Raw genomic sequence first — 15,052 nt, 5'->3', positions numbered from 1 at the left:
AAACCTCGGTTTTACAGGGATATAGTTCTTTCAACGGCCCCGCAGTGGGGTTAAATGAAAAAACAAATTCGAGGGTATGAGAATGAACAAAGTATTAGCTCTGGTTGTTGCCGCTGCTATGGGTCTGTCTTCTGCTGCGTTTGCTGCTGAAACTACTGCAACCGCAACACCTGCTGCAGCGCCTGCTGCAACTGCAACTGCAACCACCGCTGCTCCAGCGAAAACAGTTCACCATAAGAAACACCACAAAACCGCTACAAAACACAAAGCAACTGCAACAAAAGAAGCAGCAGCTCCAGCAGCCGCAGCACCAACCGAGCAAAAAGCTCAGGCTGCTAAAAAGCACCACAAAAAAGCAGCAAAACCCGCTGTAGAGCAAAAAGCTCAGGCTGCTAAAAAGCACCACAAAAAAGCAGCAAAACCTGCTGTAGAACAGAAAGCTCAGGCTGCTAAAAAGCACCACAAAAAAGCAGCAAAACCTGCTGTAGAACAGAAAGCTCAGGCTGCTAAAAAGCACCACAAAAAAGCAGCAAAACCTGCTGTAGAACAGAAAGCTCAGGCTGCTAAAAAGCATCACAAAAAAGCAGTAAAACACGAAGCTGCTAAACCAGCTGCACAGCCAGCTGCGTAAGAGTACAAGCTTAACCGTGCCCTTCGGGGCACGTTGGTAAACCGGCGCTGAACCGGAAAGGTACAGCGCCGTTTTTTTATCCGGAGGGCGTATGCTGCGGCGCTATCGGTTTGAGCTCATTCTTATTCTGCTTATTTTATGCGCGCTCATCGCAAGCCATTTTTATCTTTCCTGATTGTAGCACGCTGATTTTACTCCCACTTTAACGCTGTCCCGTCTATAGTATTTCCATAGGGTTCACTTTTAATAATCATAATTACCCCCACCAGAGTGTGATATGCGTAAATCTGTTGTGTTGTTACTGGGAACGTTTGGTCTTTTTTCTGGGCTCTTGCATGCGGATGATGGCGGTGATGACACCATTAGCGCCAAAGAACTAAAGACGCTGTTTTTTGGTCATGATGACCGCACGCGTGTCGCTAATCCTGCCCAGGCTCCCTGGGATGCCATCGGGCAACTGGAAACCGCCAGCGGTAACTTATGTACCGCGACCCTGATTACCCCTCAACTTGCACTGACGGCGGGCCACTGCCTGTTGACACCGCCGAACGGTAAGCCGGATAAAGCCGTTGCCTTGCGTTTTGTGTCGCAAAAAGGCACCTGGCGCTATGAAATCCACGGTATTGAAGGCCGGGTTGATCCTTCCCTCGGCAAACGCCTGAAACCTGATGGCGATGGCTGGATAGTGCCCCCCGCTGCAGCCTCCTGGGATTTTGGCCTGGTCGTCTTGCGCTACCCGCCGTCTGGCATTACACCGCTACCGTTATTCGACGGGGATAAAGCTGCGCTGACTGCCGCGCTGAAAGCCGCCGACCGTAAGGTGACGCAGTCAGGCTACCCTGTCGATCATCTGGATGCGCTTTACACCCACACGGACTGTATTGTGACGGGCTGGGCGCAAAATAGCGTGCTCTCACATCAGTGCGATACGTTACCGGGTGATAGCGGCTCACCGTTGATGTTAAAAACGGAGAATGGCTGGCAGCTGATTGGGGTGCAAAGCTCCGCCCCGGCCGCCAAAGACAGATATCGGGCCGATAACCGGGCCTTGTCGGTGACCGGTTTTCGCGACAAGCTGGATGCACTGGCACAACAATAGGTTAGCACTGTCTTACCTGGCGTAATGCCATAATCGCCTCAATTGGCATCGGCTGGCTGAACCAGAACCCCTGCAACTGATCGCAACCAGCCAGCCGCAGCAGTTTCATCTGTTTCTCGTTTTCCACCCCTTCGGCGACCACCGCCATCCCCAGGGCATTGGCGATCCGTACCGTTCCACTCACCAGAGCCGCCGCCTGCTCGTCGTTATCCACCAGCCCGGCCAGCGATTTATCTATCTTGATGGTGTCAAAATTAAAACGCCGCAGGTAGCCAATGCTCGAATAGCCCGTACCAAAATCATCCAGCGCCACCGCCGTTCCCAGCGCTCTCAGGTTGGTTATCGCCATGCGGGCACGCTCCGGATTTTCCAGAACATAGGTTTCCGTTACCTCAAGCTGAAGTCTGGTCGCCGGGAACCGGGTGACCTTCAACACGTCTGCCACTTTGTCTTCAAATTCGGGATCGCGAAATTGTGCCGGAGAGATGTTAACTGACAGTTTTAATTCACCGAAAGGCTCCAGATCCTGACAGGCCCGATGCAAAACAAACTGCCCCAGTTTGTAAATCAGACCGCTGGTCTCTGCAATGGTAATAAACGTATCCGGGCCAAGCTCCCCACCCGGGCGACGCGGCCAGCGCACCAGTGCTTCCACACTGCTCATTTTCTGGCTGCGCGCATCAATAATCGGCTGATACCAGACCTCAAACTCATCGCGCTCCAGTCCATTACGGATCTGATTTTCAATCGCCAGCTGGCGTTCCCGAACGCTGTTTAATTCCGCATCGTAGTGCGTGACACGCCCTTTTCCGGTAATTTTGGAGTGATACATAGCGATATCGGCACGGCGGAACAGCTCGGAAGTGGTGCATTCAATCAGCGTTCCGCTGGCAATGCCGATGCTGGCACCAATATGGATAGTACGCTCACCCAGGCGAATCGGTGTATTGAGGAAATCAAGCACTGACCCGGCAAATGCGGCCGCCAGCGCTTCTGCGCGGTCGCCGCCAATGGTCATGGCGAACTCATCGCCCCCCATTCGCGCCAGCATCCCACCAGACGGGATCCGCGCATTCAGCTCTTTTGCTATCTTAATGATGAGATCATCGCCGACGCTATGGCCATACACATCATTCACATCCTTAAAGCCGTCAAGATCGATAAACACGACGCTTTTCACGTCAATATCACCGCGCAAACTCACTTTATCCAGCGCTTCAATTAACGCACGGCGGTTCGGCAGATGGCTTAACCAGTCCGTTCTCGCCACCAGCCGCGCCTGGCTTTCCCCCCTGGCAAGTTTGTACAGACCCACACTACTTACCAGAATAAACAGCAGGATCAGCGCTGCCGCCAGCACCACAATGTGCGTAATATCGGATGATGCAGCACGGGCTGCCTGAGCACCGGGAAGGCGCGCCTGCCAGTTGAGATAGCCCAGAAGTTCCCCTGCCGAACTGTGCAGCGGCATACTCAGGTTATTGATTTTGTCAGCGGTATAGTTGAGGTTATCAATCTGAAACGTTTCGCCCAGATCGGATAATATCTTGTCGTTCAGATGGCGGGTAATCACCAGATAACGCCGGGTATCTCCGTTAACCTGTAATCTTCCGATCATCGGCCGGACCAGACCAATCCCCACGAAAGCAACACCGTTTCGTGTTCGGGTGATCCCGGCATAGATATTCTTGTCGCTGGATAAGGCTCGTCGGTGTTGGTCAATCAGCGCCTTCAGGCCATTGCCGAAAAAGTCGAGATTCGTTTCATTAAAGGGTTGGCTCTGGAACGAGCCCCAAATCACGTTAAATTTTTCATCCAGCACAAACGTGCCGTCATAGAGATTATTGATTTTAAAACCTGCCCCCCAGGTGTTGTACAGCCATTGCGTATCAAGCCTGGGGCTGTAAACCTCGCGCACCGCATCGTCCCAGACGGCATTATCAATGACCAGGGAGGAGACACGAGTGACCGACGTCTCGATGGCACCCTGCACAGAAAGTGCTGAGCGATGTTCATCAATTTCATTGGTTTTGCTACTGATGAGATGCAGGGAAAGATAAAGCAGTGCGACGATGGAAATGATTAAGCCGATCCCCGCCATGAATATCATGATAAACAACGTTTTTGCTGTGGGGATATTGTGCCAGCTTAATGTGCGGTACATTCGCCATCCTCTTCAAAGTTTTACTTTTCTAAGCGTAATACAGGCAGCGAATTTCGCTGCCTGTAAATAATGGCGATGATGGTTTCAGGCGAGTTTTATCATAATCATACCCGCCAACAACAGCAGTAACCCTATCCAGCCTTTGTTATTTAAACGCTGACCAAAAAGCACCCAACCTGCCGCCAGCGTGGCGGTGATACCAAAACCGCCCCATAGCGCATATGCCACCGAAAGATCGATACCTTTTACCGCCTGGGACAAGGCGCTGAACGCCCCCAGCACGGCAGCAATCGACATCAGGCCGTAGAATTTACCACGAAAACCATCTGAGAATTTAAGAAAGACGTTAGCCACAATTTCCAGAACGATTGCGAGCGCCAGCCAGGCCGCATGGATCCACTCAAACTGCGGCATGGGTCTGCTCCTTCTGCTGTTTTGTCGGTTTACGTGTACCTGATTTAATCAGCACGATACCTGCTACCAGGGTCGTTAATCCGGCAACTTTCATCGTGGATAACGTTTCATCAAATAACAAGACGCTGAACAACGTAATCAACAAAATACCAATGCCTTCCCACAGTGCATAAGCCACACCCAGCGCTATTTTCTTGACTGCAAATGAGAGGAAAATATAGGACAGTGAGATCATCACCAACATTAAAATAAAACCCGTGTTGCCATCACTGACGCTTGCCCATTTCATAGAGAGCGTGCCGGTAATCTCAGTGATGATCGCCAGAGCTAGTAAAATCCAGTAAAACATGTTTTTCTCCTGCTTGAGAATATAATCCATCAAGGCTCGCTGCGTGCAGCAAACCCAAAAAATATGAAATTAAATCAGATAGCTAAACGCATAGCGTCAGCTCAGGCAGAAGGTATGACTATAGCGCGGTGCGCCAGTGTTGCTCACCAGACAGAGGGTAAAGAGATGTGGAAAATACAGCGGTGTTTTTAAAAAAATACGTCCTGAACACATTGTCCATAAAATTACAATTATCCGCGGTGTTGCTTCTCGTCTTTGCGGATGAAAATTGTCCTCGGTAGTTGAACACTCCTGATTTGTACCATAAGCCAGGATTTTACTCAAAGCCTTTGCAATTCTTTACCCATCCGGTGCGATTTCGGTTAGTTTGTTGAAATGGTTTTCGCATTTATTATAAATAAAATATCACTCAACATTATGCTGACGATGTTTTTTCACCTTCAGATGTCCATCGATAATACAGGTTTACTGCACCTCCCGGCCTGCCGATAAGCGTTCAGTGCCGCCTTCCACTCCGCCAGCGGGTATACTGTGACATCGCTATACTGACTGGCACACAGCTTAGGCCAGATGTGACAAAATTCGTCCTGCCACGCCTCAACATTCAGTGCATCAAGATAGTTGCGAATATGAAACCATTCCACGCGCGGTAAGGCCTGCCGCTGGCGGAATATCTGCCCGGAAAGCAGCCCATAACAGACAAATGTCCCCTGCACGGGCATCACGCTCAGGATCGTTTCCGCCAGCGCTCCCCCTGTGGCGTCGTAAACCACGTCAGCACGCGCGGCAACGGCGCGCACTGCCTGCGTGTCGTGTTGCGCAAGGGGGATAATGCCTGCCGCGGCAAGGCGCTCAGCATGAATGGGAGAACGGTGAATACCGTACACCGCCTCCGCACCTGCCCGCAGCGCCCACTGACCAAGCAGAAGCGCGCAATCGGAGCCGGCAGCGGTTAGCAGCACCTGCTTATTCTGAGGTGAATAGCGGGTCAACATCATCTGTGCCGCCAGCGGATTGATGTACGCCCGTGCGGCCAGATGCGAATCGATGTGTTCCGGAACCGGGATAGCATACTCTGCCGGACAATCGACAACATGCTGCCAGGTACCCTGCCCCCGCAACGGCAGGACGCGGCAGCCTGACAGATGCGCAAACGATGCGGGTGCCTGCGTCACGATACCGACACCTTCGTAGCCCGCCACTGCCGGCAACGGTGTCCGGTGGCGGTACGCACCGGTGATGGGAATAAGATCGGATGCATTGATCGGAGAAAACAGCATACGTACGCGGAGATTTCCCGGCATCAGCTCGCCAGGTGGTCCAGCCTCAGGTTGCAGAACAGATTCCGGTTCGCCAAAACGACGATACCAGAGAGCCAGGTTATCCATTACGATCTCGCTGTACAGAGTCAGGCGGCAAAGCTTAGCGCTTCTGCGCTGACAGGTCACGGCGTAATGAACGAAGATCGTATTGCTCCCTGAATATCAAAATTGGTTCTCCCTCTGTTCCATCGGGGGAGATATGGTAAAATTTTCTCTTTTCACAACAGGTAACTCAGCATGGCACTGATCCCCAAAAACTACGCCCGACTGGAAAGCGGATACCGGGAAAAAGCACTAAAAATTTACCCCTGGGTATGTGGGCGCTGCTCGCGGGAATTTGTGTATTCCAATCTCCGTGAACTCACGGTTCACCATATCGATCACGATCATACCAACAACCCGGAAGATGGCAGCAACTGGGAGCTGTTGTGCCTGTATTGCCACGACCACGAGCACTCAAAATACACAGAGGCGGATCAGTACGGTACTACCGTTGTGGCCGGAGAGGACGCGCAGAAAGATGTGGGTACAGCAACGTATAATCCATTTGCTGATTTGAAATCGATGCTGAATAAGAAAAAATAACGTTAAAGGCTCCTGCTCATGGCATAACTGCCCGCGTCGGTTACATGGGCAGTGATGCGCTGTGCGTTCTACAATTCAATGGCCAATTTTGCCGGGATACTGACACTTCTGGCGCATCAGGCATTAAATTCCTCTGACTGATGCGGTAAGGCATCACACATCTCTTGTAACTCATTGAACAATCTTGCCACATGGAAACCATCGCACACGGAATGATGTACCTGAACGGCGAGAGGCAACAATATTTTTCCATCCTGTTCGTAGTATTTTCCGAGAGTGAACATGGGGGAAAAAAAGTTCTGCATGTTAGCAATGTTCATATTAAAACTGGTAAAACTTACCCAGGGAATAGCCGATACGAAAAACACATTCTCCCGAGACTCTTCCTTAGGCCAATAAGAAAGGTTATTTCCATAGCGTGCAACGTCTTCTGAATAAACGTTCTGGAAGTGATGGATATTGCCATCGTAGTGACTCCATAATGACGAAAAGGTCTCCGTTTCATTATGGAAAATTGTATAGCTTGGATGAATATCCTTCCATATAACAAGCTCATTGTCCTTCATGTTCATACGGAACTCCGAATGCCTGTTTACGATTTTAGAAAGGAGGAAAATAATAGTCGGGTAAAACTTCCAGCCAACCTCTTTTATATGTTTTAGCAGCGCGGTAATATCTACCAGGACAGTCTGGTTAATTGTACATTGAGCAAATGACTGAAACACTTCGAAATGCTCCTTCCGAGCCCAACGAGATAAGTCAACAGGTGTATATTCTGGGGTTGTTTTTTTCATTTGTTAACCTTTGCTTAGCAAACATATATTTGATAATAGAAAATTGAAGAGTCTTCGACGCTCAGGCTACCGTCTTTCTTAATACTTCCGGTGATCAACAGCTTAACCATCACGTCTCCAGTATAAACACCTTGCAGCCAGCCACACGTTGCTCAAAAAATGGTTTTGGGCCAGACACCATTTCAACCGCCTCGAATCTTTCTGTCAATCTCAGACTGTGGTTTTCCGAACAGGTATCCCTGTACGAGATCGCAGCCAAGCGCCTGAAGACGTTCAAGCTGTTCCTGGGTTTCAACACCTTCTGCAATAACCCTCATATTGAGGCTCTTTGCCATGCCGGTAATCAATTTAACGATATTAAGTGCATCATCTTTCGTGGATATAGGATTCACAAAGGATTTGTCTATTTTAATTTTATCAAAATTAAGTTCACTCAGCCTTGAGAGCGACGAATACCCCGTTCCGAAATCATCAATGGAAATTTTTACACCCAGCGATCTTAGCTTTTTGAGAATATTGATCGGTATGTTGCTATCACTGAAGAGCGAAGACTCTGTAACCTCTAACTCAAGACGGCTAGCCGGTAGTCCTGTCTCTTTCAGGATGGACTGCACCATCGTAGTAAACGATTTAGTGCCCAGCTGAACAGGTGAGACATTCACAGAGATCCTTGCCGGAACCGCCCAGGAAACCGCTTCCCTGCAGGCAAGTTCAAGCACTGTTTTGCCAATCCCATTGATCATCCCTGTTTTTTCAGCAACAGAAATAAAGTAATCCGGGGACAATATCCCCTTCACAGGGTGTATCCAGCGGATAAGCGCTTCGTAGCCGTAAACTTCATTGCTGAATGAATCGACAATAGGCTGGTAATAAACAACGAATTCATTGTTATCGATCGCCAGTGCCATATCATGTTCAAGGGTTCTGCTTTCCTGCAACCTTTGCAGCATCCACTGACGGAAGACTTTTATCTGTTGCGAACCTTCTTTTTTGGCTTCGTAGAGGGCCAGATCGGCAAATTTATAAAGATAATCAGAACGTCGTTCATTATCGGATAAAACAATACCCACACAGGTGGCAATTTTTATCAGTTGGTTATTAATCGTATAGGGTTGACTGATATAGTTACTGATTTCTTTGGCGTGTGAAACAGCCGCATTTTCGGTCAAGCCACTGGACAGAAGTGCAAACTCGTCTCCGCCCAAGCGGTAAAACGTATCTGAAACGCTGCTCATTGAGGTGAGTCGCCTGGATACCTGATTCAACAGTAAATCTCCGGTATCATGGCCATAGGTGTCGTTAACCTCTTTGAACCGGTCTAAATCAAATAACATCACGGTGACAGGAATGTGGTTTTTATCTGCCTGAAGAATAATTTCATTGAGGTCATCCCAGAAGTAAAGGCGGTTTTTCATGCCAGTGAGGGAATCATGATAAACATCATATTCCAGCTTCGAATTCTGAATCTGCAGTGTTTCTTTTGATAACTGAAGTTCGTCAGCAAGGCTTTTAACCTGCAGATGTGCTTTGAGAATATTTTTGTTCTGATAAATCATTAAAAAGCCCAGAATGAAGCTTAATATCACCAGGAGTAACGAAAGTGCAGAATAAATATAATAAAGAATTTGTGTTTTATTGTTGGCTTCATTAATCGTGTTAATGTTTTTCATTAACGCATTTGCAGAAAGTTGACTTAGCGGCGCATCGAGCATATGCATACTTTTAAGGTATGCTTGTAGCTCTGAATGGCTCATTTTTTCAAGATTACCATCCAGATAAGCAAGCATTTTCTCCAGACGTGCAGCGAGCACTTGATGCATTTTATCGTTTTCAATATAGCGACCTAAATCTCCCCCCTTCATTAAATCGCTCTGGCTTAGCATAATGTCGAGACGCATGCGGGCCTGGTCTATCGTAACGTTATCGGTATCGGTTGCGTATAGACCAAGCCATGATTCAAATCGGTAATACTCTGATACCAGTTGAGCCACGGACCAGGACTCAGTGTAGTGAGTCAGTTTTTGCAACTCTTGCTGTTGAGCATAAACAAGAAATGCAATATATCCTGTCGTGAGAAAAAGAGAAAAAATGATACCAACCAGTATCCTGTTCATTATGTTCTCCTGAACTGCTATTCAATTTTCATTTTGCTAACCTGCCATGCTGAACGCGAGTAATAAATCTGATTATTCAACTCAGGAAGACTGTCATAGGGGTATACAATGAATGATGGACCTTTATCGCGGATGCTCATATATTCGCCATTGATCTTTAAGGCAAGTATGGCGTTGTATTTTCTGAAATCACTGAAAGGTATGACGGTAGAGTAATCATTGAGCGCAATAACATTAACGACAGAACCCTTTGCACCAACATAATCCATGAGTTTGCTCATTGGAACACCCTCAAACTTAGTAAGTCCATTATACCAGGGGGACGTCGTCTGGAAACTCACCAGGCCTAGTTTTTCAAGGCTGGCGAGATCAAACACTGCTTTTCCATCTTCATTCGTGTTTTGTATATTACCGTAAATCGTTAAAATGGGTTTACCGACGGGTTTCGGCAGTTCGCCAGCCCAGGCTAAACTCTGTACCAGACAGCATAACAGCATTAGGGTTAGTCTCATTTTAGCCTCCACTTTTTACCAGAAGTATAAGAATTATAATTTAGATATCACACTAGTTTATGTATTTTGTTGGATAGTATGAGTTTTATAGCTTTCTTTTCATTAAATAATAGTATAATCAAGCAATTAGATGTTAGTGATGATAGGGTGTTTGATAGTCGAATGATGCTTCATTTTTTGAGACAAGCTAAAGTTGCCTGAATAATCTCTGTTACGTTTAAAAAATGATCGCCTTGATTGATATTGCCTCATGTAGGCATACCCGTTTTAGTTCCACGCACTTTTTGAGATTTCCGGGGCATTGTCGATAACATTACTACTCCAGATGAGGATGAAGCTGATATCCATCACAACCTCAAAATGGGTGCCGTCTGGCAACGACATGGTCAATAAAGATGCCTTGTTACTGCGCCTAACGTTTAACAACCGCAGTATGCGTAGCGTGTCGGCTACATACTGTTGTCAGGCGCAATACCTGGCCTTATACCGGTTTGATGTTCTGATTCATCCGGAAGAGGTTCGTTGGGTCGTACTGAGTCTTGAGCTCCACGAGTCGATGGTAGGTCGCACCGTAAGCGAAGGCAATACGATCAGCCTCCTCCTGAGTGAGGAAGTTGATGTATGCACCGCTGCTGGCAAATGGTTGTGATTTAGCGAAGAATTCACGCGCCCAGGCAATACAGTGTTCATCCTCGGCGGCCGACTCCCAGCGACCATGCACATTCATCACGTAATTAGCATCCCGGCTTGAGTAGGCCATTGCCTCAGGCGCGACCCTGGCCGTCTGGCCTCCAATTGTCCCGATGAATATCTCACACTGAGGTGACGGCAATCTGGCGGCGTACTCAATGATGGTATCAATAACGCCGTCACTGAGTTGCGAGAAGTTGTGCGACTTCCAGTAGTTACGTGCCCCTTTTGACAACAGGGGATCGAATGCCTGCTGCCAGGCGGTGTAGGGCTGAACGCCGATATGCTCGCCGAGCACCGTGCCAAACCCACGCAGTGGCTCGATAAGCTTCTCGCCCTCTTTAGGGTCGCCCACATAACACAAAGCGAGCGCGACCATCTCTTTCCCGTGAGCATCCTCTGGCAGGAAAGGTAGCGGAGGTGCTTTGCGCGTGACCATCCAGACATTCAGCTCTTCCGGCATCGTCTCGGTAAATCGGGCAAACTGCGTGATCACGAGCTTTGCCTGATCAAACGGAAAAACAATGAGCCCACTCAGTACGTTCGGCCCGACGGGATGGAGTTGGAATTCGAAACGAGTAACAACACCGAAGTTGCCACCCCCTCCCCGCAGCCCCCAAAACAGATCCGAATTTTCTGATTCGCTGGTGTGCAGCTGCCTGCCATCTGCCGTGACGACCTCCGCGGAGAGCAGGTTATCTATCGTCATACCGTACTTGCGACTCAGCCAGCCGAACCCGCCGCCGAGTGTCAGACCGGCCACACCGGTGGTCGAGTTGATGCCCAAGGGCGTGGCAAGGCCGTATGCCTGCACCACTTCATCAAAATCGCCAAGGGTGCAGCCAGGTTCAACGCTGGCCCTACCGGTTGCCAGGTCCACTTCCACTCTCTTCATCAGTGAGAGGTCGATCATCAAACCGCCGTCGCACACGGCATTGCCCGCGATATTGTGTCCACCCCCGCGGATCGAAATGAGGAGATTTTGCGTTCGCCCGAATTCGATGGCCTGAACGACATCATCAGGTGACGTGCAGCGGGCGATCAGCGCGGGCTTGCGGTCGATCATTGCGTTCCAGATCTGGCGTACCTCGTCGTAGCCTGCCTCGTCTGGAAGAATCACTTCCCCCTGGAAGTGCGTTTTGAAATCGTCGATATGTACCTTGAGTAACTCCTTCATGATTATCCCCTACCATTGAATACCCCTATTAATTATGATGGATTTCACAAATTTTGATGGTTTGAAGGGTATTTAATGGAAAGTTTGTTGGCTGTGGCCACAAGCAGGTTCAACGGTTCAGTAATATCAATGGTATTACAGTGGCTGATGATCCGAACTCATCGTTAATCTTGAGATTAACGATGTCTGTTTAGGGCGAGGAGTAGCGCTGGCACTGTAGCGTGGGGGAATGATGAGAAGGTCACAATCCCCGGGTTCTTAAATTTCTTTTTCATCGCTTAAAGGAAACCACCCTGTTCCTTTAGATGCCAGAATAACATTCCAGAGTTTGTCGGGTATGGTCAGTTCTTTCACGGCTCTGGGATTAAGCGATGTCTGGATTTCATTTATACGACCAGCTTTCACTAAAGCAACCCATTCAGGGTTAATGACCAGCCCTTTACCTATTGCTACAAGTGGAAGTCCACGTGAAAGTGCTTCCTGTGCCTGTTCAGGTGTGCGTAGTTTTCCCGCAGCAATCACCGGTATTCTTTCAGCAATATGATTTAAAATTAAATCAATAGTTTCTGGCCCATTTGGGGACTCGACAGGGTAGCTGTTGTTAACACTTACCAGAGAAGTATGTATATACGAAATACCCGATGATATCAGTCGGTCCAACAGCTTATAGGTATCCTCAATCCTCAACCCCCCTTCTGCAGACTCTTCTGGCGAGATCCTGTAGCCGATAACAAAGGGTTTCGTTGCACATTCATACACTGCATTTTTAACTTCCTGCAATACGGCGAGGGGAAAACGCATACGGTTTTCGAGATCCCCACCCCACCGATCAACACGTTTATTAAACAGCGGAGAAAAGAAATTCTGTAGCAGGAAACCATGCGCACCATGAAGTTCCACACCATCAAAACCCGCTTTAATTGCTCTTCTTGTGACAGCACCAAATGCCCGAATTGTTGTCTGTATTTCGCTCTCAGTCATTGCCCTGCTTTGTATCGCTTCACTATTAATATCACCGGCCTTAACATATGACATACTGGCGCTGACGACATCACCATTGGGTATAAGCTCAGGAAGGGCCTTATTACCCGCATGGAAAATCTGAAGTATGGCGGTAGCACCGCCACTCTTTGCCGCAGATGCCAGTTTTTCAAGACTGTTTATAAAGCGATCGTCATAAGCGGCGAACTCATCTGTGAATCCAATGCCTTCAGGCGTTACGAAGGTGCACCCCGTAATTACCAGACCGACATCCCGAGCCCGGCGTTGATAAAATGCCAGTTCTTGATCTGATATAGTGCCATCCGGGTTAGCTGACCAGGTCGTCATTGGAGCCATGACAATACGATTACGTAACGCTATATATCTGGTAAGCATATAGGGTGAAAAGAGTGAAGAAAATTTATTTTGCATAATATGGTTCCGGCAAGTTTTATAACGCAATGCATTTACGAATTCAGCGAATTAATGTCATCGTCATTTCAAAAAAACATCACATAAAGGCAGGTTTAGGACCGTCGGTGTCTGGTTTATTTAAACCAATATTTTTATTAACCATCTCTGATGGATTATTTATGATTTTGACCACCTGTGTCGCTACACTTTTTCTTGAAACTTCAGTACCTTTAAATGGTTCATCCTTTTGAGTGACTTCATAATCCACTTCATCATAATCCGTCAACCAGGCTGCTCTGATGATAGTGTAATCAAGCCCAGAACATTCAAGGATATCTGCACATTTTCTGTAAGGTGGGAAATACTCACCAATGGTTTGGTTATTCCACTCGCCGAATTCACCCGGTACTTCATTGTATATACCCAGGGTATTAATACTGACAATTCGTTGAACGTTATTCTTTTTCATTGCCGAAATGATGACTTTCATCTGCTCATCAACCTCTCCGGCAAGATTTGCATAAACAATATCTTTTCCTGCCATAAGTTGATCCATGAATGCCTGATCCGATGCATCACCAATAACAATCTCTGAATTTACGGGCTCTTCACCATTAAGTTTACTGGGGTTACGAACCAGAAGCGTCATTTTTACATCAGTCTGACAGGCAAGCATATGTATAGCCCAGGAAGCAATTTGCCCACTGGCACCTAATATCAGTACATTTTTCACTTTTTTTCCCGAGAAATTAAGAAAAGGACAGTGGGGAAACCTTTTGTTCTCCCCACGGTAATTTAATTACAGATGCGTTTTGTAGAAAGGGATAAGTTTATCAAGAGCTTGTTTTACAGGCTCGGGCTTATCATATAGATCGTAATGTGACCAGCCTTCAACGACGACCAGTTCTTTGTCTTTGGACGCCGCCCGGCCAATAATTTCACATCCATCGCGGTATGCACCAAATGCCCCGACTTTATCACCCACCACGACCATTAACGGCTGTGTTAAGAGCACCTCTGCAAGATGAAATGCATCCCAACCCACGGCAACACTCTGGTGAGAAAACAGTGCCCGGTTAACCCCATTTGGAGCATATCCGCGTGGTGAACGATAATATTCCGTCGCCCCAAACAGGTCGGTTTCCGTCAGCCCTGCCGCGATAGCCGCTTCTGGAGACGGTGGCAATAAATCATCAACACGAAGCCCGGTACCGCGGGCTTCAGCCGTTCTCTGTTGCGCCATTGTTTCAAGTGCGCCAACAGGATCGAAAGCTGTAAATCCTTCACGCATCAGGCGACCATAGTTTGCACCAGTGATTGTGCCAATCGCTTTAATTCGACGCTCTGTCATTGCCGCATTAATTGAGTAGCCACCACCGCCACAAATACCCAGCACACCAATGCGCGCTTCATCGACATATGGCAGGGTTACAAGGTAATCCACGACCACACTGAAGTCTTTAACGCGCATGGTTGGATCCTCCAGGTAGCGAGGCTCTCCACCACTCGCCCCCTGAAAACTCGCGTCAAAAGCGATCACGACGAAACCCGCTTTTGCCAGTGCGGCACCATAAACACTCCCGGAGGTTTGCTCTTTACAGCTTCCAATCGGATGGGCACTGATAATTGCCGGATATTTTTTAGTCTCATCAAAATCGTCCGGAAAATACAGGTCAGCAGCTATGTTCCAGTAGGTATGTTTTATCGCAACAGTCTTCATATGGGCCTCCGGGGAATGTAACCCTGGTCAGTAAAAAGTTTATGCCGTTTTTCCGCGCTTCACTCGTGGCTGCACTGCGGATTGCG

The 15,052-nt window shown here is 48.1% G+C and carries 14 protein-coding genes; 3 read left to right on the top strand and 11 right to left on the bottom strand.

Annotated elements, in window-relative coordinates; translation table 11 throughout:
• Positions 1 to 82: 82 nt before the first annotated feature.
• Both asr and ACJ9N4_RS09860 read left to right on the top strand, forming a co-directional pair.
• On the top strand, positions 83 to 631 hold the full coding sequence (asr, locus tag ACJ9N4_RS09865; RefSeq protein ID WP_411500435.1) for an acid resistance repetitive basic protein Asr: 549 nt from the start codon (positions 83 to 85) through the stop codon (positions 629 to 631).
• A 277-nt stretch (positions 632 to 908) separates the two neighbouring features.
• Positions 909 to 1,730, top strand: coding sequence for a trypsin-like serine peptidase (locus ACJ9N4_RS09860; protein WP_182271289.1), 822 nt, complete (start codon positions 909 to 911; stop codon positions 1,728 to 1,730).
• A gap of 1 nt (position 1,731) precedes the next feature.
• Here ACJ9N4_RS09860 and ACJ9N4_RS09855 read toward each other — a convergent pair whose 3' ends face one another.
• From ACJ9N4_RS09855 to ACJ9N4_RS09840, 4 genes are all read right to left on the bottom strand, one after another.
• Positions 1,732 to 3,894 carry an EAL domain-containing protein gene (locus ACJ9N4_RS09855; protein ID WP_411500434.1) on the bottom strand — a complete coding sequence of 721 codons (2,163 nt, stop codon included), beginning with the start codon at positions 3,892 to 3,894 and terminating at the stop codon, positions 1,732 to 1,734.
• 84 nt (positions 3,895 to 3,978) lie between these two features.
• Positions 3,979 to 4,308, bottom strand: a complete 330-nt coding sequence (mdtI, locus tag ACJ9N4_RS09850) for a multidrug/spermidine efflux SMR transporter subunit MdtI (protein ID WP_182271287.1) — start codon at positions 4,306 to 4,308, stop codon at positions 3,979 to 3,981.
• On the bottom strand, positions 4,295 to 4,657 hold the full coding sequence (gene mdtJ / locus ACJ9N4_RS09845) for a multidrug/spermidine efflux SMR transporter subunit MdtJ (protein WP_182271286.1): 363 nt from the start codon (positions 4,655 to 4,657) through the stop codon (positions 4,295 to 4,297). The genes mdtI and mdtJ overlap by 14 nt, the downstream gene beginning before the upstream one ends.
• A 440-nt stretch (positions 4,658 to 5,097) precedes the next feature.
• Entirely contained in the window at positions 5,098 to 6,045 is a 948-nt protein-coding gene (locus ACJ9N4_RS09840; protein WP_182918500.1) for a zinc-dependent alcohol dehydrogenase family protein, read from the bottom strand.
• 171 nt (positions 6,046 to 6,216) lie between these two features.
• Here ACJ9N4_RS09840 and yajD point away from each other — a divergent pair, with 171 nt between their 5' ends.
• Positions 6,217 to 6,564: an HNH nuclease YajD gene (gene yajD, locus ACJ9N4_RS09835; protein ID WP_182271284.1), complete on the top strand. Its 348-nt coding sequence runs from the start codon at positions 6,217 to 6,219 to the stop codon at positions 6,562 to 6,564.
• 116 nt (positions 6,565 to 6,680) lie between these two features.
• On the opposite strand, the gene catA is transcribed toward yajD, so the two are convergent.
• The 7 genes from catA to ACJ9N4_RS09800 all read right to left on the bottom strand — a co-directional run bounded on the left by catA (position 6,681) and on the right by ACJ9N4_RS09800 (position 14,966).
• Positions 6,681 to 7,358, bottom strand: a complete 678-nt coding sequence (gene catA / locus ACJ9N4_RS09830) for a type A chloramphenicol O-acetyltransferase (protein WP_182271283.1) — start codon at positions 7,356 to 7,358, stop codon at positions 6,681 to 6,683.
• A gap of 182 nt (positions 7,359 to 7,540) precedes the next feature.
• Entirely contained in the window at positions 7,541 to 9,472 is a 1,932-nt protein-coding gene (locus ACJ9N4_RS09825) for a putative bifunctional diguanylate cyclase/phosphodiesterase (protein WP_411500433.1), read from the bottom strand.
• Between the two features lie 17 nt (positions 9,473 to 9,489).
• A complete protein-coding gene (locus ACJ9N4_RS09820) occupies positions 9,490 to 9,984 on the bottom strand; it encodes a molybdopterin-dependent oxidoreductase (protein WP_182271281.1) in 495 nt (164 codons plus the stop codon).
• Positions 9,985 to 10,465: 481 nt separating this feature from the next.
• Complete coding sequence (locus ACJ9N4_RS09815) at positions 10,466 to 11,851, bottom strand: FAD-binding oxidoreductase (protein ID WP_182918501.1); 1,386 nt, start codon at positions 11,849 to 11,851, stop codon at positions 10,466 to 10,468.
• A gap of 258 nt (positions 11,852 to 12,109) precedes the next feature.
• Positions 12,110 to 13,264: an NADH-dependent flavin oxidoreductase gene (locus tag ACJ9N4_RS09810; protein WP_182918502.1), complete on the bottom strand. Its 1,155-nt coding sequence runs from the start codon at positions 13,262 to 13,264 to the stop codon at positions 12,110 to 12,112.
• Between the two features lie 79 nt (positions 13,265 to 13,343).
• The gene (locus ACJ9N4_RS09805) at positions 13,344 to 13,979 is read right to left on the bottom strand and encodes an SDR family oxidoreductase (protein ID WP_182918503.1); all 636 of its coding nucleotides are present in this window, start codon (positions 13,977 to 13,979) and stop codon (positions 13,344 to 13,346) included.
• 66 nt (positions 13,980 to 14,045) lie between these two features.
• Positions 14,046 to 14,966: an alpha/beta hydrolase gene (locus tag ACJ9N4_RS09800; protein WP_182918504.1), complete on the bottom strand. Its 921-nt coding sequence runs from the start codon at positions 14,964 to 14,966 to the stop codon at positions 14,046 to 14,048.
• Positions 14,967 to 15,052 lie beyond the last annotated feature (86 nt).

This window comes from Enterobacter sp. LM3 (assembly GCF_046622475.1).
GTDB lineage: Bacteria > Pseudomonadota > Gammaproteobacteria > Enterobacterales > Enterobacteriaceae > Enterobacter > Enterobacter cloacae_P.
The sequence above is the reverse complement of the archived record's forward strand: the minus strand, read 5'-3'. Positions and strand labels throughout refer to the sequence as shown.

What these genes read in the sequence shown, in the direction of transcription:
- ACJ9N4_RS09820 (WP_182271281.1), bottom strand. Translation starts at nt 9,984, where the DNA reads ATGAGACTAACCCTAATGCTGTTATGCTGTCTGGTACAGAGTTTAGCC.
- catA (WP_182271283.1), bottom strand. Translation starts at nt 7,358, where the DNA reads ATGAAAAAAACAACCCCAGAATATACACCTGTTGACTTATCTCGTTGG.
- mdtJ (WP_182271286.1), bottom strand. Translation starts at nt 4,657, where the DNA reads ATGTTTTACTGGATTTTACTAGCTCTGGCGATCATCACTGAGATTACC.
- ACJ9N4_RS09815 (WP_182918501.1), bottom strand. Translation starts at nt 11,851, where the DNA reads ATGAAGGAGTTACTCAAGGTACATATCGACGATTTCAAAACGCACTTC.
- ACJ9N4_RS09860 (WP_182271289.1), top strand. Translation starts at nt 909, where the DNA reads ATGCGTAAATCTGTTGTGTTGTTACTGGGAACGTTTGGTCTTTTTTCT.
- asr (WP_411500435.1), top strand. Translation starts at nt 83, where the DNA reads ATGAACAAAGTATTAGCTCTGGTTGTTGCCGCTGCTATGGGTCTGTCT.
- ACJ9N4_RS09855 (WP_411500434.1), bottom strand. Translation starts at nt 3,894, where the DNA reads ATGTACCGCACATTAAGCTGGCACAATATCCCCACAGCAAAAACGTTG.
- ACJ9N4_RS09840 (WP_182918500.1), bottom strand. Translation starts at nt 6,045, where the DNA reads ATGGATAACCTGGCTCTCTGGTATCGTCGTTTTGGCGAACCGGAATCT.
- yajD (WP_182271284.1), top strand. Translation starts at nt 6,217, where the DNA reads ATGGCACTGATCCCCAAAAACTACGCCCGACTGGAAAGCGGATACCGG.
- ACJ9N4_RS09810 (WP_182918502.1), bottom strand. Translation starts at nt 13,264, where the DNA reads ATGCAAAATAAATTTTCTTCACTCTTTTCACCCTATATGCTTACCAGA.
- ACJ9N4_RS09800 (WP_182918504.1), bottom strand. Translation starts at nt 14,966, where the DNA reads ATGAAGACTGTTGCGATAAAACATACCTACTGGAACATAGCTGCTGAC.
- mdtI (WP_182271287.1), bottom strand. Translation starts at nt 4,308, where the DNA reads ATGCCGCAGTTTGAGTGGATCCATGCGGCCTGGCTGGCGCTCGCAATC.
- ACJ9N4_RS09825 (WP_411500433.1), bottom strand. Translation starts at nt 9,472, where the DNA reads ATGAACAGGATACTGGTTGGTATCATTTTTTCTCTTTTTCTCACGACA.